Consider the following 20,871-nt stretch of genomic DNA (forward strand, 5'->3'; position numbering starts at 1 on the left):
TTTGATGCGCAAGGTCCTGATCGCGAACCGCGGCGAAATCGCCGTCCGTGTCGCCCGAGCCTGTGACGACGCCGGCATCTCCTCCGTCGCCGTCTACGCCGACATTGACGCCGATGCCATGCACGTTGGCGCAGCAGCTGAAGCGTACAGCCTGGACGGAAACAGCCCCGCTGAGACGTACCTGAATATCGAAAAGCTGCTCGCTGTTGCCGCTCGTGCTGGCGCGGACGCCGTACACCCCGGCTACGGGTTCCTCTCGGAAAATGCGGACTTCGCACAGGCAGTGCTCGACGCCGGACTTGAGTGGATCGGTCCCTCGCCGGAGTCGATCCGCCAGCTAGGCAACAAGATCACCGCCCGGGAAATTGCCGTGCGTGCCGGAGCACCGTTGGTGGCCGGCAGCGACGGGCCAGTGTCCTCTGCCGCGGAAGCACGCGCTTTTGCCGAGGAACACGGACTCCCGATCGCCATCAAGGCCGCCTTCGGCGGAGGTGGGCGCGGGCTGAAGGTGGTCCGTGAACTGGCAGAAGTGGAAGAAGCCTTTGACTCCGCCGTCCGTGAGGCCGTTGTTGCCTTCGGCCGGGGCGAATGTTTCGTAGAGCAGTATCTGGACCGCCCGCGGCACGTTGAGGCCCAGATCGTCGCGGACAAGCACGGCAACGTCATTGTGGTGGGTACCCGCGACTGCTCGCTTCAGCGCCGCCACCAGAAGCTCGTTGAGGAGGCCCCGGCGCCTTTCCTCAGCGACGAGCAGCGCCAGCGGATCTACGACGGATCCAAGGCGATCATCCGTGAGGCCGGCTATTACGGCGCGGGCACCGTGGAGTTCCTTGTTTCCTCTGACGGGGCTGTGGCTTTCCTGGAGGTCAACACGAGACTGCAGGTGGAGCACCCGATCACTGAGGAGACCGCGGGGATCGACCTTGTGCAGGAACAGTTCCGCGTTGCTGCCGGGCTGCCACTGAGCATCACCGAGGATCCCGTTGCGCAGGGGCACTCCTTTGAGTTCCGGATCAATGCTGAAGATGTCGGCCGTGGGTTCCTGCCCTCGCCGGGCACCGTTTCCGGCTTTGAAGTGCCCACGGGCCCGGGAATCCGCGTGGACACCGGGGTGCGGTCGGGTTCCACGGTTCCGCCGCAATTCGATTCCTTGTTGGCCAAACTGATCGTCTCGGGAGCTGACCGACAGCAGGCCCTTCGCCGTGCACGCCGTGCCTTGAAGGAATTCAACATCTCCGGCCTGGCTACGGTTTTGCCGTTCCACCGCGCGGTTCTCGAGGCTGACGATTTCACCTCGGTGGTCGGACTCCGGGTGCACACCCGGTGGATCGAGACCGACTTCGCGGACCAGATCCCCGTCGACCCGGACTACAGCGCCGTGGCACCTGGCGGCGAACGGCGCACGATCACTGTGGATATCGACGGCAAGCGGCTGGCCGTGGGCTTGCCTGCGGATCTGCTGGACGGCTGGGCCCGCTCGGGGCAGGGCCTTCCGGCAGCTGCGGACGTCACGGGCCTGCCGGGTTCTGTCACCGGCGATGCACCTGCCGAATCCGCCCTTGTCTCCAGCATGTCCGGCACGGTGGTGAAGTGGCTCGTCGAACCGGGCACCACCGTCGCCGCCGGGGATCCCTTGGTGGTCCTGGAGGCCATGAAGATGGAAACCCAGGTTCCGGCACACCGCACGGGCACGCTCTCGGAGGTACTCTCAGCACCCGGCGGAGTTGTCACCGCCGGCGCTGTGCTGGCCCACATCGAGTAACCCGTTGCCAGCCCGCTGTTGCGTCGTTGGCCAACGACGCAACAGCGGCCACGCCACGAGCTACGACGCGACAGTCACACCCAGCACGCTATCCAGTAGCCCGTTGCGGAACTTGCCCGTGGGGTCGTTGGCTTGGGCAAGGGCGCGGAAGTCCTCGAACCGTGGGTAAAGCGCGGCAAAGTCGTACTGGCTGGGGGTAAACAGCTTCCCCCAGTGCGGGCGTGATCCTAAGTGGCGCAATGCTTCCTCCAGCTCGGGAAGGACGGCTTCGACATCCGCCTGCATCGGCTTCCACGTGAAGTGCAGGGCTACGCTTTGCTGCTTGTAGAACGGGCTCAGCCAGAACTCGTCGGCAGCGATCGTGCGGATCTCCGAGACGAACAGCAACGGTGCCAGCTTGTCAGCGAGTCCGCGGACGGCCCTCAATGCTGCCGGGGCATGTTCGAGCGGCAACAGGAATTCGCTTTGAAGTTCTTCCCCGTTGCTGGGAGTGAACTCGTGCCGGAAGTGGGGCAGGCGGTCCAGCCATTTGCCTGCGACGTCCAACTGCTCGGTGCAGTTTTCGGCCGACATATCCGGCAAGGGATGCATGGCCACAGTGGCCGGGGTGGCACCGAAAAGCTCGGGCAAGGCGGCCTCGGTATCAAGTGCCTTGAGCCAGACCTGCGGGATGGTATCGCCCGTGTAGTTGGTGAAGAAACTGACGCTGTAGGCACTGGAAGCGATGTTTTGGAAGTTCTCCAGTGCGCTTTCCCACGAGAGATTCGTGAGCACGCGCTGACGGACTTCGTAGCTCGGACGGACGGCGAGCTCCAGTCCTGTGACGATGCCAAGAGCTCCCACGCCAACCACGCTGGCGAGGAATTCGTCGTCGTCCGCGGTGAGGGTGACCAGTTCACCTGAGGCGCGCACCAGGTCAATACCCACGACGGCGGCAGCCAGGGAGGGGTTGTTGACCCCACTGCCGTGGGTGCCGGTTTGGATGGCACCCGCCACGGAGATATGCGGGAGCGAGGCCAGGTTGTGGATGGCGAAGCCCTGCTCCTCCAAGGCACGGCCGAGGGCTCCGTAGCTGATACCGCCGCTGACCTTGACGGTGCTCTTTTCTTTGTTGAGGACAACTTCCTGGGGGAGTGCGTCCAGGAGAATATGCGTGCCGGGGGTGTCGGCGACGGTGTTGAATGAGTGCCGGGAGCCGAGGGCTTTGATCTGGGTCGCCTTGGCCACAAGCTCCTGCAGTTCTTCCACCGAGGCGGGCCGCTGCACTTCTGCGGATGAATACTCGAGGTTTCCTGCCCAGTTCTTCATTGAATGATTCTTCCCTTTTGATCCATGTCGGCTTGTTTAATTGTTCACGTTGAAAACTAATTGCGTCAAGGGTAGTCCGGCCCGGTGAATGTAGAGTTCAAGGACCGCCGTCTGTCAGGAGCCTCCCGTGAGCAAAGGACCCAAGCCCACTATCAGGGATGTTGCCACGGCTGCGGGCGTATCGCTGACAACTGTGTCCTATGTGCTGTCAGGTCGTCACGGCGGCACCACGCGGATCAGCCAGCCGACCCAGGACCGCGTGTTGTCTGCCGTGAAGGAGCTGGGCTACGTGCCCAACCAGGCCGCACGGGGGATGCGTCGGGGCAAAACTGACGTGGTCGCCGTCGCGATTGGAAATCTCGACTGGCCCTGGGACCGGGCGCTGGCCACGGCCGCTGCGAACATCCTTCCGGAACACGGCTATCAGCCCGTGATCCTCCTGGGCGAGGACTGGCGGAAGTTCATGATGTCCGGCGGGGCGGACGGCGTCATTATTGGCTACTTTCCCGAAGCGAAATCGGAGGACGAGACCGTCACCGAACTGGCTCGCCGCGGCGTTGCACAGGTAGTGATTTCGGGGACCATGAAACCCGATGGCTTCGACGTTCTGGCCCCGGAACCGGAGGGTGGATTGGCTGAAGGCATGGCTTTCCTAACGGCGTCGCACCGCAGGATTGCGTGCATTCGCAGGGCAGATCCGGCGGGACGACCCGCGAGCCGATTCGCGTCCTACACGCAAGGTCTTGAGGAAGCGGGAATCCCGCTGGATGAGTCCCTTGTCCGGACATCGCAGCACCGCCCCGCCCTGGCGTACCAGGCGGCGCTCGAGTTGCTGCAACTTCCGGACCGCCCCACCGCCGTCCTCTGCACCGACGACATGGAGGCGCTGCAGGCCATACGAGCTGCTTTCCGACTGGGGCTTCGCGTGCCCGAAGATGTCCAGATCATCGGCGTCGGGAATTCTACCGAGGGGCAGGAATACGATCCGCCCCTGACAACAGTGGGACCGGAGCCGATCTTCGAACGCGTGGTCCGAATGCTGTTGGACCGGCTGGAGGGGACCGCGCCTGCGGAGGGCGTGCGGGTCGCCTCGCCGTGGAAACTGCAGCTACGAGGGACGACGACGGCGGGCGGCTGACGTGTCGTATGTGCTGGCCCCGGAGTGCCGAGCCATGATTCGGCAACTTGTCGTGCTCGAGTGATGAGGGCCCGGCAAGCTCCGGGCTAGCTGCCCCTGGTGTGGGCGAACAGTTGCCGAAGGGTGAAGAAGCAACCCAGTGCGCTGAACAGCAAGGCAAGCAGGAAATCGACCGCGTACCCATTTACCAGGTCCCGGTTGGTGGAAAGGTTGTATAGGAGCAGGTCCCAAGTTTCGGCGTCGGCCAGCATCGTTAGCGGAGAACGGCCGCCAATGAATTTTGCTGCGTCCAGCAGCATGCCGCCCCAGAATGAAAGCAGGACGGTCACGAGCGTTATGCCTGCGACCACCCACGCGCCGCGGCGGCTGATTATTGCACCGGTCCCCAAGACATACAGGCGGGCCGCCACAGTCGCGACGATGAAGGCAACAATGGATGCCATCCAACCCGTGTTCCACAGCAGCAGCCAAGCGGCCGCGCCAAGGGGAACAACCGCCAGCGCGAAGAGTGCGCCACGGACCACGTTCTCACCTGCTGCATGAACCGGTACCGCGGCTTGGGACTGGCTGGCCGGGGGAGTCCATCCCCCGGGTGCCCGAAGCCCGAACTGGGGTTCTGCTGGAGCGCCGCCGACACGTTCCCCTGCCTCTGGTGCATCGGATTCTGAGCGCTCTGGCATGGTTCCCCCACTATGTGCGATGTGCAAATCCCGCTTATTATCACACGGCTCGACCAAGTCCTGACACGGATGACGAAGCGGGCAGAGCTCGCCTCATCCCAGAAGAATGTCGCCTTCTCCACACTTATCACCAGACCCGCAAGGCCTGCCCGTAAGCCGGTCCTTCACCCCGCGTCGAGGGGAGAATGATCCGCCCCGCTATGGTCCTCCTTGGTGCGATGTACGTATACCCGCACGGAGAGGGGCGCTATGAGGGGGCTTACTGCAACAGGATTCTGTTCCAGCCACGGCGCCGTGCGGACGTTGTCACCCCGAACGACCACAGGAACCAGCACACACTTCCCGGGCCCTCAACCCTTAAGCGCCCTGAACAGCGCCTAGTCCGTCAGTGGCCTCCGCGCCAACCACGCTGCGACGATCGCACCGGAAATGTTGTGCCACAGCGAGAACACGGCGGACGGGAGCGCGGCAAGTGCGCCAAAGTGCGCGGTGGCCAGCGTCGCGGCCAAGCCGGAGTTCTGCATACCGACCTCGAACGCCAGGGCACGGCGGGCCTTGTCGTCCAACCGGCCAAGTTTGCCGGCCAGGTAGCCGAGGCCCAGGCCGAAGCCGTTATGAAGGACCACGGCAAGGAACACGATGCCGCCCGCAGCAACAATCTTGCTGGCGCTGCCCGCCACGACGATCGCAACGATCAGCGAAATCACGACGGCGGACGCCCACGGCAGTGCCGGAAGCACCTTCGCGACGAGCTTCGAGAGGAACAGCCTCGCGAGCAGGCCGGCGATCACGGGAAGCAGCACGGTCTTGACGATGTCCAGAACCATGGCTCCGGCGTCGATGTTCAGGAACGATCCCGCCAGGAACAGTGTCAGTGCGGGCGTCACCAAGGGTGCGATCAGCGTGGACACGGAAGCGACGGCCACAGACAATGCAACGTCGCCCTTGGCGAGGAATGCCATCACGTTGGAGGCCGTGCCGGACGGCGCGCAACCAACCAGGATCAGGCCCACGGCCAGCTCGGGTGGCAATTGCAGCAAAACAGCGATCAGCCACCCGGCACCGGGCATGATGACGTAGTGCGCCACGATGCCCAGAGCCACCGCCCAGGGACGCCGGGCCACGGAGGCGAAGTCCGGAGGGGTCAGCGTGAGCCCCATGCAGAACATGATGATGCCCAGCAGGTAGGGAACCGCAACACCCATCGGCTTGAACAGATCCGGGATGAGGAATCCCAAGACGCCAGCCAGAACCACCAAAAGAGGGAAGATCGTGACGGCGATCCGGGCAATCTTGGCCTCCGCGGCGAGGGCAGGATTTTCCGGGGATGTGGTTTCGGACTGGGAATTGGTTGCCTCGAGCATTCATCCATGCTCACACCAGCCCTCTGCCAAGAACGACTTCGTTACATCCGCAATCAGGTATATGTCAGACATCCGTCCTATGCCCGCCCAACTAGGTGACGATAAACGCTCCATTGAGGGGTCATTGGAGCATCTGCTGTTACCTAGTTGGGTCAGGGGTTGAGCTTGCCCGCCAGGCGCTCACGCATGCGGATGCTCGCCTCGTTCAGGCCGATGAACTCCACTTCGCGACCGTGGTTCCTGTACTTCTCGGTCACCGAATCCAGCACAGAAACCGAGGACGCGTCCCAGATATGCGAGCCATGAAGATCGATGACCACGCGATCTATGCCTTCTGAGGAATCTTTCGCATAGTCGAACTGCGTGTAGAGGTCGTTGGAGGAGGCGAAGAAAAGTTCGCCATCCACCGTGTACGTCGCCACGGTCTCGCCGTTGAGTTCGAGCTCAGTCCTTTCCACGGTGACAAAATGAGCCACCCGACGGGCAAACAGCACGCTCGCGGCCAAGACCCCGACGCCGACCCCCACCGCAAGATTGTGAGTCGCCACCACAGCGGCAACAGTCAGGATCATGACGGCGGTCTCGGACTTGGGCAGGCGCCTCAGGGTTGAGGGGCGGACGGAGTGCCAGTCAAAAGTGATGAGCGAAACGAAGATCATCACTGCAACCAGTGCAGCCATGGGGATCATTCCCACAACATCGCCCAGCACCACCACCAGGATCAGCAGGAACACGCCGGCCAGGAACGTCGAGAGCCGGCTCCGGGCACCGGAACCCTTCACGTTGATCATCGTCTGCCCAATCACCGCGCAGCCGCCCAGACCACCCAGGAATCCTGTGACGATGTTCGCAGCTCCCTGGCCCCATGAAACGCGCGTCTTGTTGGAGCGTGTGTCCGTGATGTCATCCACCAGCTTGGCAGTCATGAGTGACTCGAGCAGCCCCACCAGCGCCATCGACAACGCAAATGGCGCAATGATCTGGAACGTCTCCAGGTTCAGCGGAACATTGGGAAGAAACAAGCCAGGAAGGCTGTCCGGAAGCTCGCCTTTGTCGCTGACCGTGGGAACGTCAATCCCACCCAGCGCGGTGAACAATGTGAGGAGCACGATGGCCACCAAGGGAGCGGGAACAGCCTTAGTGACCCGGGGCAGCAGAAAGACGATCGCCAAACCCACTGCAACAATCGGATAGACCATCCACGGAACGTTGAAGAGCTCAGGCATCTGGGACATGAACACCAAAATGGCCAGCGCGTTCACGAAGCCGATCATCACGGACCGCGGGATGAAGCGCATCAGACGGGTGACCCCCAGCGCGGCGAGGATGATCTGGAAAACGCCGGCGAGGATGATCGTCGCGATCAGGTAGTCGAGGCCGTGCTCCTTCATCACCGGAGCGATCACCAGGGCCACGGCACCGGTTGCTGCCGAGATCATGGCTGGGCGTCCGCCCACAAGAGCGGTCACCACGCCCATGGTGAAGGACGCGAACAGACCGATCCGCGGATCAACCCCGGCAATCACGGAGAACGCGATGGCCTCCGGGATCAAGGCCAGCGCCACCACGAGGCCCGCGAGTGATTCAGTCAACAGGCGGCGGGGCGATCGGAAGGTCGCCCGGAGTGACATGAGTTGCTCAGGGGTCATGGATGGTGCCGGTGTCATGGGTCCTTACAGTGCAGTCTGGCGGTAACGCTCAATCTGCTTAAGACGCCGCTGGAGGCTGTCGCGCCGCGGGTGCGGAACGACGTCGGGCGCCTCAGCGGTGAGGTCAATGTGTTCGGTTCCGTACTGCCACAGCAAGAGGTCGTCCAGGAGGCGGTCGGGACCGGGGGAGTACCGGTGGTCGAGGGCCTTGCGGACCTCGGTGATCCGGTTGGCGCTGAGAAGCCCGGCCAGTTCCACGGTCTTGGTGAGTCCGTGGGCGGCAAGGAGCTCGGCAGCCCATCCCCAGTCGTCATCAACTTTACGGTCAACGTGCGGCAGGAGCGTACGCCAGACGTCACGGACCCGGTTGGGAGTCAGGGGTGAGCCGCCCTCTCCCTCCACGTCCCAGTAGCTGCGGACTTCCTCGTAGCGTTCGTGAAGGTCAGCGAAGGCGCTCTCAACGGTCTCCAACATGGCCGCCGTCGCTGTGAATTGGCGGTCGAAATGTGGCGTCCAAGCACGTGGATCTTCGGCCTTGAAGCGGATGTCATGCTCGATCTCGCTCCAGGCGTGGGCGAAGACCGTGCGGATCTGGCACTCGAAGAAGTAACTGCCGTTGGCCGGCATGTCCGGGTTGAAGACGTGCTGGTACTCCTTCACGGTTTCATTCTGGATGGTTCGCAGGATGAGGTGCCTGCTGGAGTAGCCGTAGGTCCCGGACTCGATGGAACCGATGTCCTTCTCGCGGTCGCCACGGCAATCGAAGAGTTGCCGCTGGCGCTTGATGATGTTGGCTACCGCGGCGTTCTCCGCCGGCAGCTTGGTGATGACGCGGATACCCACCATGTCGTTCAGGGTGCGGAAGGGATCCGGGAACTTGAGCACGCGGGGCCCGCCCGGTTCAAGAGGATCATCCGTGCGGGAAATTTTTTCGCGGAATGACTCAACGGTCTTGGTCCGGCCTGTGACAAACAAAGGCGTGACCTCGGCGTCGTTCAGCATGTCCCGCAGCGTCAGCAGGACATCGCGCGTGACCCGCTTCAGCGCAGGGCGGACGCGCTCATAGAGGGCCACATTCGCATCCACTGCATCCCGCTGAGCCTGGTCCAGGCTGTCCCAATTGCTTGCCATGCCCCCAGCTTACGGGGCGGGTGCGACACTGAACCGGCCAATCACCGGGGTGCCTCTAGCCAAACCCCGGAACCGTCGCGATAGGCTCAGTACAAAGGAGGGCGCAATGTTGCGGCACAAGTACAGCTACGGCGAACACCCCAGTCAGTGGGGCGAACTCTTCATACCTGAACCGAACAACGGAAACCATCGCGGCGCATCCGCTACGGCCGGAGGAATCGCCGTCGTGATCCATGGCGGCTACTGGCGTTCGCAGTATGGCGCCGAGCTCGGCGAGCCCCTGGCGCGGGACCTCGCAGCGCACGGAATCACCGCTTGGAACCTTGAATACCGGCGGGCCGGGAACGGCGGCGGATGGCCGCATACCTTTGAGGACATTCTGGCCGGCATCGACCACCTATCCCAGATAGCCCCGGACCATGACCTCAAGCTCGACAAAGTAGTGGCTCTGGGCCACTCCGCCGGTGGACACCTGGCGGTCTGGGCGGCGGGCAGGCAGCGGCTTTCGGCCATCGGAACGCCCGACGCCGACCGCCAGCTTGTGCGCTCGCCCGAGGACAACGCAGTGCACCTGACGGGGGTCGTGAGCCAGTCCGGCCTCCTCAACCTTGCGGCCGCAGAGAAGCTGAACCTGAGCAACGGCGCGGTGTGTAACCTCATGGGGGGCGATTCCGCCAGATTCCCCAAACGGCATAAATACGCCGATCCCATGAGCCTTCTGCCGATAGACGTTCCCGTATATGCCGTGCACGCCACGGAAGACGAGGACGTTCCCGCGAGCCAGTCCGAGGCCTTCGTCGCGGCAGCTACGGCAGCGGGAAGTTCGGCCCAGCTGCTGCGGGTTCCGGGCGACCACTTCGACCTCATCGATCCCAAGGCCGTTGCCTACAAGAAGTGCCGGGAATTGGTGCAGCGAATGCTCTCGTAATTGTTGGGCCACGGCACTCCTCCTCTGGCAGAGTTGTCCCATGCTGACAGTCATTGGCGAGGCCCTGGTAGACGTTGTCCAACGCACCTCTGGAATCGAGGCGCATGTTGGCGGCAGTCCGCTCAATGTTGCCGTCGGTTTGGCCAGGTTGGACCACCCGGTCCAGTTCATCGGCCGCTTCGGCAAGGATGCCTACGGCGACTCCGTGGCGGCGCACCTGCGGTCCAGTTCCGTGATGGTTCCGCTCCCTCCGGATGACAAGCCAACCAGCGTGGCCACCGCCCGGATAGACGACGACGGCGCCGCCACCTACGCGTTCGACCTCACCTGGGAACTGCCCGGACTCGCGGGCCGGCTGCCCCTCATGCTGCAGGCTGCCACTTTGCTGCACACAGGCTCCATTGCCACCTTCCTGGAGCCGGGCGCTGCCGAGGTTCTTGCCGCCGTCGAGCATGCCCACCCGAACAGCACCATCAGCTTTGACCCAAACTGCCGTCCAAGCATCATCACGGATGTTGAGTATGCGCGGACGCAGGCCGAGCGCTTCGTGGCCCTGTCCGACGTCGTCAAGGCCTCCGACGAGGACCTTGAGTGGCTGTATCCCGGCGTAGACCCGACGGACTCCGCCCGTCGCTGGTTGACGCTGGGCGGTGAAGGCGGTCCGGCGTTGGTGGTGGTCACGCGTGGTTCGCTCGGCCCGTGGGGTATTACCCGTGCAGGGGAGACCCAGGTCCCGGCTCCATCAGTGGACGTTGTGGACACCGTGGGGGCGGGTGATTCGTTCATGGCGGGGCTGTTGTCCGCGATCGTGGATCACGGGCTGGATGGCGCACAGAACCGTGAGGAACTGCGCGCCATGCCGGCTGAAACACTCGGGGCGATCATGGATCACGCCACCCGCGCGGCCGCCATCACCGTGTCCCGCGCCGGAGCCAACCCGCCAACGCGGGCCGAGCTCAACCACGGACCGGCTTAGCGCCTAGCCTGCTCCGTGCCCCGGAGCTACTTCTTCGCCTGCCTTGACCGGTCCCGGCGGAGTGCCGTCGCCGAATGGCCGCCCACCCAGGGATTCGCGTCCGTGAGGGGTCAGCCAGCCTGAAAGATCCGGGCCTGCAGGGACAATCTGTGTTGGATTGATGTCCTCATGCACGATGTAGTAGTGCTGTTTGATCTGCACAAAGTCGATGGTGTCGCCGAAGCCGGGTGTCTGGAACAGGTCCCTGGCGTAGCCCCACAGAGCAGGCATTTCGCTGAGTTTGTTCCGGTTGCACTTGAAGTGCCCGTGATAAACGGCGTCGAAACGGGCCAGTGTGGTGAAAAGCCGGACGTCGGCTTCGGTGATGGTGTCGCCCACCAAGAAGCGCTGCTTGGAGAGCCGATCCTCGAGCCAATCCAGCGCGTTCCAAAGGCGGGTGTAGGCGGCGTCGTACGCTTCCTGTGATCCTGCGAATCCGCATCTGTAGACGCCGTTGTTGACCTCGGTGAAGACGCGCCTGTTGACTTGGTCGATCTCTCCACGAAGATGTTCCGGGTACAGGTTCGGCGCTCCGGGCCGGTGGAATTCTGTCCACTCCGTTGAGAAGTCGAGAGTAATCTGTGGGAAGTTGTTGGTCACTACTTCTCCACTGGGGACATCGACGATTGCCGGGACAGTAATGCCGCGGGGATAGTCCGGGAAGCGGCGGAAGAACGCTTCCTGGAGACGCTCGATCCCCAGGACAGGGTCTTTGCCGTCAGGATCAAGGTCAAAGGTCCAGGAGCGGGCATCGTGCGTAGGGCCGGGTTGCCCGAGGCTGATGACGTCTTCCAATCCCAGAAGCCGCCGAACGATCACTGTGCGGTTGGCCCATGGGCAGGCGCGGGCGGCGATCAACCGGTACCGTCCGGGCTCCACAGGCCAGCCGGGTTCCCCGTTTGGCCCGGTGGCACCATCGCGGGTGATCCGGTCTTCGATGTAGTTGGTGTCCCGGTTGAACTCGCCGCCTGTGACGTAGGCACCCCGGGTGCTGTGTTCTTCGACTGTGCTGGTCTTCTCACTCATCAACCCAGCCTATGCCCTGGTCCCAGCCACGAGAGAGAGGCCAGGGCATCCGTCCTTTCCCGCCAACGTAGACTGGCATGATGCGGCTCGTAGCAAGCGATATTGACGGCACCATCCTCGGTCACGACGGAAAAATCAGTGACCGGACCATCAAGGCGTTCCAAGCATGCCGCGAAGCAGGGGTGGAACTCGTCTTTGTCACGGGCCGTCCGCCGCGTTGGCTTTACCCCCTCCAGGAGCAACTGGGACACAGCGGGATCGTCATCTGTTCCAACGGGGCCGTGGTGTGGGATCTCGAAACAGAGAAGGCCCTGTCCTCGTGCGTTCTGGACGCGGAGTCCGTCTTTGAAGCCCGCCGGATCATCAAGTCCATCAGGCCGGACGCGTTGTTCGCCGTCGAAACCCTGACCGGTTTCCAGCTGGAGCCTGGTTTCATCGAGAACGAAACCAGCGAATTGCTCGCCGAGTTCACCCCTAAACCGTTGGCCGAGACGCTCACTGCGGATGACGCCGTCGTAAAGTTCCTGGCGATTACCCGCCAGGGTACGCCGGACGAATTCCTCGCCGAGGTGCAGCCGGCGGTGGCCCACCTGGTTTCCACAACGCACTCAGCTCCGAAGACAGCAATGTTGGAAATGTCCGTCCCGGGCATCAACAAGGCAGTCACCCTTGCCAAGTACGCCGAGTCGCTGGGAATCGACGCGGGGGACGTGGTTGCGTTCGGGGACATGCCCAACGACATCGAGATGCTCCGCTGGGCCGGCCACGGTTACGCCATGGCGAGCGGGCACCCGGAAGCGATCCTCGCCGCCGGGCAGCAGGCTCCGCACTTCGACGACGACGGCGTGGCCCAGGTTCTCGAAGCGAAACTCACCGAGCAGCGGGTCTAGCCGGCACCGAGCCGGGGTATCCAGCAGCGGACCCGTTGGCAGTAGCGTTCGAACTCGGCGCCGAATCGAAGCCTGAGGTCTGCCTCCTCCAGAGGCCTGACCGCGTAATTCCACACGAGTGAGCCAGCCACTGCGTACGCCACCACCAGCCACGAACCCAGCATCAGGCCGACGGCGGCGCCCTGCAGGATGCCTGCAAGGGCCATGGGATTCCGGACCCAGCGGTAGGGGCCGGCAATGACCAGGGTGTTGGGCATTGCCGACGGCAAGGGCGTCCCGTTCCCCTTGGTGGACATGGCTGTGGCCGAGTAGATGCCCAGGGCGCTGGCGAGCAGCAGCAAGACAATGCCGGGAACCAGAGTGGGCAGCGGGAAGGAGAGGCCCCAGCGATCTTCCAGCGCATGGACGGCCAGGGGGATCACTCCCAGGAACAGGCCCCAGAAGAGGATCAGCTGACGGAACGTCGCAGCCACATGCCCTGAGGTGGCTCGCTGGGCGGCGGGGCGGAAGGCGAAGGGGCCGCGCAGAACCCACTCAGTAGGTATCCGGCCCAGGAGAACCAGGCAAAGGGCGGCCACCGAGCAGGCTGCTGCCGCCGCCATCGCCAGGACTCCCCAGCCGGCCTGCGTGGTGATGGTGGCGAAGACAGCCAAAGCCAACGTGACAAGCCCGGTCCACGCAGTAGCCACCACGGCTGCAGACCGGAAACCGAAGGCAGCCAGGGCCGAAGCCACAACAAACAGCGGCACATCGAAGATGGCCACAGCCACGGGGTTCAGCTGCCCAAGAGTGGCCTCCCGGACGGGCGGCAAAAGGAACACCCCAAGCCACCATGCAGCACCCGCCGCTGCCTGCCCGGCAAAATAGGCCCTCCCCCAAAGAGTGGCTTTCATGGGTGGCGAACACCCTCCCCGGCCAGGATCGCCCGGTACCCTTCCTTGTAGCTGGGGAATGTGAACGTGAAGTCGGTGGACCTCAGCCGCCGGTTCGAACAGCGTTTGTCGCCTGCACCGCCGTCGGATGCCGGGCCTACGGGAGGCTCCGGCAACTGCAGCTCGGCCGCGAGGAAGCGCAGGACGTCGCCGTATTCGGCGGGGTCGTCATCGACACCCAGATACACGGCTTCGGGCTGTTGCTCCATGAGTGCGAGGTGGACGATCATGGCCGCGGCGTCGTCACGGTGGATGCGGTTGGTGTGTTTGGGCTGTGCAGGAATAGTGGCCTTGCCGCTGCGCACTTGGTCGATCAGGCGGGTGCGGCCGGGGCCGTAGATGCCGCCGAGCCGCACAGAGATGGCGCGGGTGCCGGCAGTCCGTGCGAACAGCAACTCCTCCGCCTCCAGCAAGACTTTGCCGCTGAACCGCGTGGGTTCGGTAGGCGTCGACTCGTCCACGACTGCCCCGCCGGAGTCCTTGTACACGGCGGTGGAGGAGACGAACAGGATGCGCCCTGGCTTGATCGACTGACGGTCCAGGGCATCCAGCACGTTCTTCACGCCATTCAGGTAGGCCGCCCGGTAGGCCTCTTCCGTCGAGGCATCAGCTGCCACTGCTATGACCACAATGTCCACGTCGGCAGGCAATTCCGGGACATGCCCGGAGAGATCCGCGCGGATGCCTTGGATCTCCGGCGGGAGCTTTTCAGGCGAGCGTCGCAAGCCCACCACCTGGTGCCCAGCGGCCGCGAAGCGCAGCCCCACTTCGGTTCCGAGGTCGCCGCAGCCGGCAATCAACACAGTCATGTCCCTAGTTTGTCAGTCCTTGGGTGTCACCGAGTTCCCAGCCTCCATACAACCGGCGTTCAACTTGCGGCCGTAGGCTTCCAGCCAAGGCCCGTTCGCACGGCTCATCTGTTGGACTGAATTTGCAGGGGGAATCATGGCTAAGCGTCGGATCAACGACTTCAACACAGCGCCCTTGCGGCGCGTGGAACCCGATCACCACTGGCGCTCGCTGCGCCGCGGCGATCGCGTCAGTGTCACGCTAATATCCGGATATGAATCGGCTGGCGTGGTGGACGCCGTCACCGGCGATGCCACCGCAGTCTGGGTGGAGCTCGACGGCGGTCGCGGCCGCACGTTGGTCCACGTCAGCGACGGTGTGGCGATCGTTCCGCAGACGACGGCGGCGGCCCGGCAGGAGCTCTAGCCGCACCTTCGCGATGGGCTACGCTACGGGGGTGACGCTGCCCTATTTCCTCCGCAAAGACGGCTCGGTGGGCCCTTTGGCCTTCGCTCATCGCGGGTTTTCCCGGGAGGGACTGGAGAACTCCATGGCTGCGTTCAGTGCTGCCGTGGAATTGGGAACAGTGCACCTGGAAACCGACGTGCACACAACGTCCGATGGTGTCCTGCTGGTCTTCCATGACTCCTCGTTGGATCGGGTTACGGACTCGGCTGGGAGGATTTCCGAGCTTGGCGCCGCAGAGGTGGCCCGTGCGAGGATCGGCGGGGTGGAACCGGTGCCCACGTTTGACGAGCTGGTGGCGGCTTTTCCGGAAGCCCGGCTGAATCTCGACGTCAAGGACTGGAACTCCGTGGGCCCGCTGGCCGCGGCCATCGAAAAACATGGAATCCATGACCGCGTCCTGGTCACCAGCTTCTCGGACAGGCGTCGTCGGGCTGTCCTGTCCAAGCTCTCGGGCCGCGTCGCATCCTCAGCCGGCAGCTCATTGACCGCGCTGTTTGTCCTCCTTGGCCCCGTGCTGCCGCAACGTTTGGCACGCAGGCTGCTCACCGGCGTCGACGTTTTCCAAGTACCGGTCCGCTACGGCCGTTTGCCGGTGGTGACCGCTGGGTTCATCCGGCGCGCACACCGACTGAACAAGCAAGTGCACGTCTGGACCATCAACGATCCCGCCGAAATGGACCGGCTTTTGGACCTCGGCGTCGACGGGATCGTGTCGGACCGGCTGGACCTGCTCAAAGAAGTGCTGCTCCGGCGGGGCGAATGGGTCTGACCTCCCCGCGAGTTGGCATTTGATGACAGTCCCACGCACAAACATTGTCATCAAATGCCACCTCGGCGGGGGCTACTCTCGGGATTCGATGGCGGCTTGCCGCTGCTGGACGGCCCGGATCCTTTCGAGGTCGAACTTGTCGCTGCGGTCGAAGTTGAAGATGCCGTTCTTCTCCTGGAACACGTCCGTCAGCTGCGTGTAGCAGTAACCAAACATGTCCGGGTTATCCAGCAGGACGTTGCAGAGGCCCTCGAACCGCTCGTAGAACTCTTCCTCACTGGCCACCCGCTGGCCGTAGCCCCAGGAGCTTTCGACGTCGGTGCCTGCGGCTTCCGCTGCCTGCCTGGCTTCGGCCTCGTTCCACCAGATGCCACCGAATTCCGAGACGAAGAAGGGCTGGCCGTTGTAAGGGACGGAGTAGTCAACGCCGTCGTGCGCCCGGTTGAGGAATGGTTTGCCCTCGGCAAGGCCTTCCTGTTCCAGCCGGAACTTCTCCGGATCCTGTTCATAGGAATGGGAATCGTAGATGTCGGTGTCCCGGACCCTGTGCGAGTAGCCCGAGGCGTCGATCACCGGACGCGTGGGATCGGCGAGCTTGGTGGCGAGGAACATGGCCTGGGTGACGTCGTCCAGGACGGTGATCCGGTCGTGGAGGTGTTGATGGGTCTCGTTGAGCGGGCACCAGCCGATGATGCTGGGGTGGTTGTAGTCGCGCTGCAGAACCTCCAGCCATTGGGCCACGAAGCTCGCGGTGGGCTTTTGATTGTGGCCTATCGTGCCGCCGCCGGAGACGCCCCAATCTCCGAATTCGCCCCACACGAGGTAGCCAAGCCGGTCCGCGTGGAATAGGAAGCGCTCCTCGAAGACCTTCTGGTGCAGCCGGGCGCCATTGAACCCGGCAGCCATGGACAGCTCGATGTCCTTGATCAGGGCAGAGTCGTCGGGGGAGGTCATGAGGGATTCGGGCCAGTAGCCCTGGTCGAGGACGAGCCGCTGGAAGACTGCCTTGCCGTTGATGCGGACTACTTTGCCGTCCAAGGCCACAGAGCGGATCGCGGTGTAGCTGGTGACCCTGTCCACGGTGTCGCCGTTGGCGTCCTTAATGGCTACGTCCAGGTCGTAGAGGAACGGGTCTTCGGGGGACCATGGCCGAAGCTGGTCCGCCGGTATGCCCAGGCGCAGCGAGGGCGACAGGTCCAGGTCTGCTCTGGCCTCGGCTTCGGCCACTGTGTCTGAGTCGGTCCGAAGGGTTGCCGTCACTGTGTGGCCCTGGTGGTTGCGTGAAAGGGGCACCTCGATGGTCAGGCTGGAATCGGCAAGGTTGGGAGTCACGCGCAGACGTTTGATGTAGATCTCCGGGACGGCCTCCAGCCACACCGTCTGCCAGATCCCCGTGGTGCGCGTGTACTGGCAATGGGTGTTGTTGTACCAGGTGGCCTGCTTGCCCCTGGCCTGCATGTCGTGCCGGGAGTCGCGGGCCCGCACCACCACGACGGCGTCCGTTCCGGGTTCGGTGACGTCGCTGAGGTCTGCTGTGAACGGAGTAAAGCCACCCCGGTGCCGGGCTACCTCGATGCCGTTGACCCACACCGTGGCATCGTGGTCGACTGCTCCGAAATGCAGGAGGACTTTCAGCCCTGCCCAGTCCTGTGGAATGGTCACCGTGCGGCGGTACCAAACGGCTTCCATGAAGTCCACGTGCTCGACGCCCGAAAGGGCCGATTCGGGGGCGAACGGAACCAGGATCCGGCTGTTCAGTTCGCGGTTGGTGAGTCCTCGCTCCAAACCGGAGTCCCCGGCGTCGATCTCAAAATCCCAGGTGCCGTTCAGGTTGAGCCACGTGTCGCGGAGCAGCTGCGGGCGGGGGTGCTCGGGCTTGGGGATCGGTGAATCGGTCAAGATGTCTCCTTCGACGCGGGAACTGGCTGTTCTTTACAACGTTAGAATCTTTCTCTTCCTGATGCGATAGCTGGGCGGAATTCACTCGGTCAAAGATGCATGACGTGAGAGGCTGGACCTACGCGTCCAGCATGCGAGCTGAGGAGATTCCCGTGACCGAGTACCGTTTGGCCATTCTTGATGACTACCAGCAGGTTTCCGGCGATTACGCGCCGTGGGAGTCACTGCTCGACGACGGCGTGAAGGTCACTGTTTTCAGCGCACCTTTCGTCTCGGAAGAGCAAGCTGTGGCCGCTTTGACGCCGTTCGACATCATCGTGGCGATGCGCGAGCGAACCCGGTTTCCCCAGAGTGTCCTCGATTCATTGCCTGACCTGAAGCTGCTGGTGACCACCGGCATGGCCAATGCGGCGATCGATCTCGAGGCGGCCTCGGAGCGGGGAATTGTGGTGTGCGGGACAGGAGGATCACCGGCCGCGGCGCCGGAGCTGACCTGGGCCTTGCTGCTGGCTTTCGCGCGGAACCTGCCTGTGGAGGAGAACTCGCTGCGCGCGGGGGAGTGGCAGACCGGCGTCGGATTCGAACTTGAAGGCAAGACGCTCGGGATCGTGGGCCTTGGCAAGATCGGCAAGCGCATCGCCGGGTATGCCGCAGCGTTCGGCATGGACGTGCTGGCCTGGAGCCAAAACCTCACGGCCGACGATGCTGAGGCCGCGGGTGCCCGTTTGGTCAGCAAGGAAGAACTGTTCAGCGAGTCGGACATCGTGACGCTGCATCTCCGGCTGTCCGAACGAACCGAGGGAATCGTAGGCTCGGAGGAGCTGCGGCTGTTGGGCCCCGACGGGCTGCTGGTCAATACAGCCAGGGGTCCCTTGGTTGACGAGGGGGCCCTGATCCGCGCGCTCGAGGAAGGTTGGATTCGCGGTGCAGCCCTGGACGTCTTCGAGGAAGAGCCCCTCCCCGCCGGTCATGCGCTGCTGCACGCTCCGCGGACGGTGCTCACGCCGCACGTCGGATACGTGACGCACGAAAGCTACCGGAAGTTCTACGGCGAGGCTTTCGAGGACGTGAAGGCCTGGCTGGCCGGGGAGCCTGTGCGCGTCCTCGGCGGGTAATACTCGCGCGGATTGCTGCGCGGGCAAGCGCTTTCCGAAGAAAGCTGGCAAGATGGATCCATGCGTATCCTCATCGCCCCGGACAAGTTCAAGGGATCCCTGACCGCCGCCGAAGCCGCATCAGCCATGGCCGAAGGCGCGCTCCGTGTCTATCCGGATGCCGTGACCACGCAGTTCCCTGTTGCCGACGGCGGTGAAGGCACCTTGGACGCCGCAATTTCTGCCGGCTACGAGGAACGGAACAACGCCGTTGTCGGACCCATCCTCAAGCCGGTGGGTGCATCGTGGGCGATCCGGAAAAACTCTTTCGGCGGAGCTACGGCCGTTATCGAAACTGCCATGGCTTCCGGACTGGCGCACATGGAGCCAACCCCGGAGAACGCCCTGCGCGCGCACAGCTACGGTTGCGGCCAGCTCATCGCCGCGGCCCTGGAGGCCGGCGCCACCGAGATCGTGCTCGGCGTGGGCGGCTCCGCAATGTCCGACGGCGGCAGCGGGGCCTTGCGCGCCTTAGGGCTCAAGCCCCTTGATTCGGCCGGGAATGTGGTGCCCCTCGGCGGAGGTTCCTTGGCCGACGTCGTAGCTTTGGACGTTTCCGAGCTCGATCCGCGGCTGTCGGCCGTGAAGTTCCGCATCGCCGTCGACGTGCAAAACCCGCTGTACGGGGCGGACGGCGCGGCCCACGTTTTCGGCCCGCAGAAAGGCGCGGACGCGGACGCCGTCGAAAAGCTCGACGCCGGTCTGCGCAACTGGGCATCGCTCCTTCGGGAAGCGAGCGGCCGTGATGTCAACGTTCCGGGCGCTGGAGCGGCGGGCGGGTTCCCGGCGTCGTTCCTTGCCTTTACGGATGCGGTGCTGGAGGGCGGCTTCGCGCTGGTGGCGGGACTGACAGGGCTCGCTTCACACTTGAGCGAAGCAGATTTGGTGATCACCGGCGAGGGGTCCATGGATGAGCAGTCGCTCACCGGGAAGGCGCCGATCGCATTGGCCGACGCCGCGAGCGTGCACGGCATCCCCGTGGTCGCAGTGGCCGGACGCATCACGGTGACTCCGGAAGAGCTGGCGAAGCACGGGATTGTGGCCGCGGCGCAGTTGCTGGATGTCGCTCAGCGCAGGAACGGCGTCCCGGATGTGGCCGACGCTGTAGCCAACGCCGCCAAGTACCTGGCGTGGGCTACCAGCCAAGTACTTGAGGGCGCCTAACCATTTCCCCCTGGGCTACTGCCTGTAGCCCTCTACTTCGCTGATGGGGCGGGCCTCCGCCTCGTCGGGGTTTTCTCCGGCGTCCTTCTTGGCGCGCCGCTGGCGGAGCAGGTCCCAGCACTGGTCCAGCTGCGCTTCCAGGTGGGCCAGGCGCGCACGGTTGTCGCTGTTGTCTCCCATGCTTTCGTCGTCCAAAGGCGCGTCACGGAGTCGGTGCTCCTCTTCCACCAGTGCTTGAATTCGTTCCAGAAGATCCTGCTCGTCCATGGTTTCTCTCCTTGGGTTGGGCTCCGGGGCGTTATATGAAACCTAGTCCTGCCGATGGGGTGCGTCTACTGGTGGGCGACGGCATACTTGGGTCATGGAATTCACAACCACCATCGTGGGCGATGGCAGCAAGGCCGGCATCGAAGTTCCTTCCCACGTGGTGGATGCGCTCGGGGCTGGAAAGAAGCCGCCAGTGGTGGTGACCATTAACGACCGAAGCTATCGGAGCAGCATCGCGGTGATGGGCGGAAAATACATGGTGGGCGTCAGTGCTGCCAACCGCGAGCTCACCGGCGTTGCAGCGGGCGACACCGTGGAGGTGGGCCTGGAGGTCGACACTGAGCCGCGCGTCGTCGAGGTGCCGGCCGACCTCGCCGCGGCCCTGGATGCCGAGCCGGAGGCCAAAGCCTTCTATGGGACGCTCAATTACAGTGCCCAACGGCGCTACGTTGAGCCCATCGGGGACGCCAAGGCCGAGGAGACCCGGGCACGACGCATCGCCAAGGTTGTCTCTGATTTGAAGGCTGGAAAAAAGTAG

Annotated in this window: 20 protein-coding genes; 10 read left to right on the forward strand and 10 right to left on the reverse strand. The window is 63.8% G+C overall.

Annotated features, from left to right (window positions below):
- Positions 1–4: 4 nt before the first annotated feature.
- Entirely contained in the window at positions 5–1,762 is a 1,758-nt protein-coding gene (locus ACFUOZ_RS08695) for an acetyl/propionyl/methylcrotonyl-CoA carboxylase subunit alpha (RefSeq protein ID WP_377546834.1), read from the forward strand.
- Positions 1,763–1,822: 60 nt separating this feature from the next.
- Here the strand turns inward: ACFUOZ_RS08695 and ACFUOZ_RS08700 are convergent, their stop codons facing one another.
- A complete protein-coding gene (locus ACFUOZ_RS08700; RefSeq protein WP_377546837.1) occupies positions 1,823–3,070 on the reverse strand; it encodes a D-arabinono-1,4-lactone oxidase in 1,248 nt (415 codons plus the stop codon).
- A 127-nt stretch (positions 3,071–3,197) separates the two neighbouring features.
- Between ACFUOZ_RS08700 and ACFUOZ_RS08705 the strand changes: the two genes are divergently transcribed.
- Positions 3,198–4,208 (forward strand): LacI family DNA-binding transcriptional regulator, encoded by a 1,011-nt coding sequence (locus tag ACFUOZ_RS08705; protein ID WP_377546840.1) that lies wholly within the window; start codon positions 3,198–3,200, stop codon positions 4,206–4,208.
- Positions 4,209–4,294: 86 nt separating this feature from the next.
- Here ACFUOZ_RS08705 and ACFUOZ_RS08710 read toward each other — a convergent pair whose 3' ends face one another.
- The 4 genes from ACFUOZ_RS08710 to ACFUOZ_RS08725 form a co-directional block, all read right to left on the reverse strand.
- Positions 4,295–4,888 (reverse strand): hypothetical protein, encoded by a 594-nt coding sequence (locus ACFUOZ_RS08710; protein WP_377546843.1) that lies wholly within the window; start codon positions 4,886–4,888, stop codon positions 4,295–4,297.
- A 377-nt stretch (positions 4,889–5,265) separates the two neighbouring features.
- Positions 5,266–6,252, reverse strand: a complete 987-nt coding sequence (locus ACFUOZ_RS08715) for a bile acid:sodium symporter family protein (protein ID WP_377546846.1) — start codon at positions 6,250–6,252, stop codon at positions 5,266–5,268.
- Between the two features lie 152 nt (positions 6,253–6,404).
- On the reverse strand, positions 6,405–7,901 hold the full coding sequence (locus ACFUOZ_RS08720; RefSeq protein WP_377546963.1) for a SulP family inorganic anion transporter: 1,497 nt from the start codon (positions 7,899–7,901) through the stop codon (positions 6,405–6,407).
- Positions 7,902–7,925: 24 nt separating this feature from the next.
- Positions 7,926–9,032 (reverse strand): GTP pyrophosphokinase family protein, encoded by a 1,107-nt coding sequence (locus ACFUOZ_RS08725; protein ID WP_377546848.1) that lies wholly within the window; start codon positions 9,030–9,032, stop codon positions 7,926–7,928.
- Positions 9,033–9,138: 106 nt separating this feature from the next.
- Between ACFUOZ_RS08725 and ACFUOZ_RS08730 the strand changes: the two genes are divergently transcribed.
- Complete coding sequence (locus tag ACFUOZ_RS08730) at positions 9,139–9,960, forward strand: alpha/beta hydrolase (protein WP_377546851.1); 822 nt, start codon at positions 9,139–9,141, stop codon at positions 9,958–9,960.
- Between the two features lie 40 nt (positions 9,961–10,000).
- Complete coding sequence (locus ACFUOZ_RS08735) at positions 10,001–10,936, forward strand: carbohydrate kinase (protein WP_377546854.1); 936 nt, start codon at positions 10,001–10,003, stop codon at positions 10,934–10,936.
- 3 nt (positions 10,937–10,939) lie between these two features.
- Here the strand turns inward: ACFUOZ_RS08735 and ACFUOZ_RS08740 are convergent, their stop codons facing one another.
- The gene (locus ACFUOZ_RS08740; RefSeq protein WP_377546857.1) at positions 10,940–12,001 is read right to left on the reverse strand and encodes a glutathione S-transferase family protein; all 1,062 of its coding nucleotides are present in this window, start codon (positions 11,999–12,001) and stop codon (positions 10,940–10,942) included.
- Positions 12,002–12,081: 80 nt separating this feature from the next.
- On the opposite strand from ACFUOZ_RS08740, the gene ACFUOZ_RS08745 reads away from it, so the two are divergent.
- Complete coding sequence (locus ACFUOZ_RS08745; RefSeq protein ID WP_377546859.1) at positions 12,082–12,891, forward strand: HAD family hydrolase; 810 nt, start codon at positions 12,082–12,084, stop codon at positions 12,889–12,891.
- On the opposite strand, the gene ACFUOZ_RS08750 is transcribed toward ACFUOZ_RS08745, so the two are convergent.
- Positions 12,888–13,784 carry a methyltransferase family protein gene (locus ACFUOZ_RS08750; RefSeq protein WP_377546861.1) on the reverse strand — a complete coding sequence of 299 codons (897 nt, stop codon included), beginning with the start codon at positions 13,782–13,784 and terminating at the stop codon, positions 12,888–12,890. The two genes, ACFUOZ_RS08745 and ACFUOZ_RS08750, sit on opposite strands and share 4 nt — an antisense overlap.
- Complete coding sequence (locus ACFUOZ_RS08755; protein WP_377546863.1) at positions 13,781–14,632, reverse strand: SDR family oxidoreductase; 852 nt, start codon at positions 14,630–14,632, stop codon at positions 13,781–13,783. Before ACFUOZ_RS08755 ends, ACFUOZ_RS08750 begins: the two co-directional genes overlap by 4 nt.
- A 136-nt stretch (positions 14,633–14,768) precedes the next feature.
- Between ACFUOZ_RS08755 and ACFUOZ_RS08760 the strand changes: the two genes are divergently transcribed.
- Both ACFUOZ_RS08760 and ACFUOZ_RS08765 read left to right on the forward strand, forming a co-directional pair.
- Positions 14,769–15,038, forward strand: a complete 270-nt coding sequence (locus ACFUOZ_RS08760) for a hypothetical protein (RefSeq protein WP_377546866.1) — start codon at positions 14,769–14,771, stop codon at positions 15,036–15,038.
- Positions 15,039–15,051: 13 nt separating this feature from the next.
- Positions 15,052–15,849 (forward strand): glycerophosphodiester phosphodiesterase, encoded by a 798-nt coding sequence (locus ACFUOZ_RS08765; RefSeq protein WP_377546868.1) that lies wholly within the window; start codon positions 15,052–15,054, stop codon positions 15,847–15,849.
- A 72-nt stretch (positions 15,850–15,921) separates the two neighbouring features.
- Here the strand turns inward: ACFUOZ_RS08765 and ACFUOZ_RS08770 are convergent, their stop codons facing one another.
- Positions 15,922–17,748: a glycoside hydrolase family 2 protein gene (locus ACFUOZ_RS08770; protein ID WP_377546871.1), complete on the reverse strand. Its 1,827-nt coding sequence runs from the start codon at positions 17,746–17,748 to the stop codon at positions 15,922–15,924.
- A 152-nt stretch (positions 17,749–17,900) separates the two neighbouring features.
- Here ACFUOZ_RS08770 and ACFUOZ_RS08775 point away from each other — a divergent pair, with 152 nt between their 5' ends.
- Together ACFUOZ_RS08775 and ACFUOZ_RS08780 are read left to right on the forward strand one after the other, a co-directional pair.
- A complete protein-coding gene (locus ACFUOZ_RS08775) occupies positions 17,901–18,863 on the forward strand; it encodes a D-2-hydroxyacid dehydrogenase family protein (RefSeq protein ID WP_377546873.1) in 963 nt (320 codons plus the stop codon).
- Positions 18,864–18,923: 60 nt separating this feature from the next.
- Positions 18,924–20,066, forward strand: coding sequence for a glycerate kinase (locus tag ACFUOZ_RS08780; protein ID WP_377546876.1), 1,143 nt, complete (start codon positions 18,924–18,926; stop codon positions 20,064–20,066).
- 15 nt (positions 20,067–20,081) lie between these two features.
- On the opposite strand, the gene ACFUOZ_RS08785 is transcribed toward ACFUOZ_RS08780, so the two are convergent.
- Entirely contained in the window at positions 20,082–20,333 is a 252-nt protein-coding gene (locus tag ACFUOZ_RS08785) for a DUF2630 family protein (RefSeq protein ID WP_377546878.1), read from the reverse strand.
- A gap of 94 nt (positions 20,334–20,427) precedes the next feature.
- Between ACFUOZ_RS08785 and ACFUOZ_RS08790 the strand changes: the two genes are divergently transcribed.
- Complete coding sequence (locus tag ACFUOZ_RS08790; RefSeq protein WP_377546880.1) at positions 20,428–20,871, forward strand: YdeI/OmpD-associated family protein; 444 nt, start codon at positions 20,428–20,430, stop codon at positions 20,869–20,871.

This window comes from Paenarthrobacter sp. NPDC057355, from assembly GCF_042667405.1.
Taxonomy (GTDB): domain Bacteria; phylum Actinomycetota; class Actinomycetes; order Actinomycetales; family Micrococcaceae; genus Arthrobacter.

Coding starts and splice junctions, on each gene's coding strand:
- ACFUOZ_RS08695 (WP_377546834.1), top strand. CDS start 5: ATGCGCAAGGTCCTGATCGCGAACCGCGGCGAAATCGCCGTCCGTGTC.
- ACFUOZ_RS08700 (WP_377546837.1), bottom strand. CDS start 3,070: ATGAAGAACTGGGCAGGAAACCTCGAGTATTCATCCGCAGAAGTGCAG.
- ACFUOZ_RS08710 (WP_377546843.1), bottom strand. CDS start 4,888: ATGCCAGAGCGCTCAGAATCCGATGCACCAGAGGCAGGGGAACGTGTC.
- ACFUOZ_RS08715 (WP_377546846.1), bottom strand. CDS start 6,252: ATGCTCGAGGCAACCAATTCCCAGTCCGAAACCACATCCCCGGAAAAT.
- ACFUOZ_RS08720 (WP_377546963.1), bottom strand. CDS start 7,901: ATGACCCCTGAGCAACTCATGTCACTCCGGGCGACCTTCCGATCGCCC.
- ACFUOZ_RS08725 (WP_377546848.1), bottom strand. CDS start 9,032: ATGGCAAGCAATTGGGACAGCCTGGACCAGGCTCAGCGGGATGCAGTG.
- ACFUOZ_RS08730 (WP_377546851.1), top strand. CDS start 9,139: ATGTTGCGGCACAAGTACAGCTACGGCGAACACCCCAGTCAGTGGGGC.
- ACFUOZ_RS08735 (WP_377546854.1), top strand. CDS start 10,001: ATGCTGACAGTCATTGGCGAGGCCCTGGTAGACGTTGTCCAACGCACC.
- ACFUOZ_RS08740 (WP_377546857.1), bottom strand. CDS start 12,001: ATGAGTGAGAAGACCAGCACAGTCGAAGAACACAGCACCCGGGGTGCC.
- ACFUOZ_RS08745 (WP_377546859.1), top strand. CDS start 12,082: ATGCGGCTCGTAGCAAGCGATATTGACGGCACCATCCTCGGTCACGAC.
- ACFUOZ_RS08750 (WP_377546861.1), bottom strand. CDS start 13,784: ATGAAAGCCACTCTTTGGGGGAGGGCCTATTTTGCCGGGCAGGCAGCG.
- ACFUOZ_RS08755 (WP_377546863.1), bottom strand. CDS start 14,632: ATGACTGTGTTGATTGCCGGCTGCGGCGACCTCGGAACCGAAGTGGGG.
- ACFUOZ_RS08760 (WP_377546866.1), top strand. CDS start 14,769: ATGGCTAAGCGTCGGATCAACGACTTCAACACAGCGCCCTTGCGGCGC.
- ACFUOZ_RS08765 (WP_377546868.1), top strand. CDS start 15,052: ATGGGCTACGCTACGGGGGTGACGCTGCCCTATTTCCTCCGCAAAGAC.
- ACFUOZ_RS08780 (WP_377546876.1), top strand. CDS start 18,924: ATGCGTATCCTCATCGCCCCGGACAAGTTCAAGGGATCCCTGACCGCC.
- ACFUOZ_RS08785 (WP_377546878.1), bottom strand. CDS start 20,333: ATGGACGAGCAGGATCTTCTGGAACGAATTCAAGCACTGGTGGAAGAG.
- ACFUOZ_RS08790 (WP_377546880.1), top strand. CDS start 20,428: ATGGAATTCACAACCACCATCGTGGGCGATGGCAGCAAGGCCGGCATC.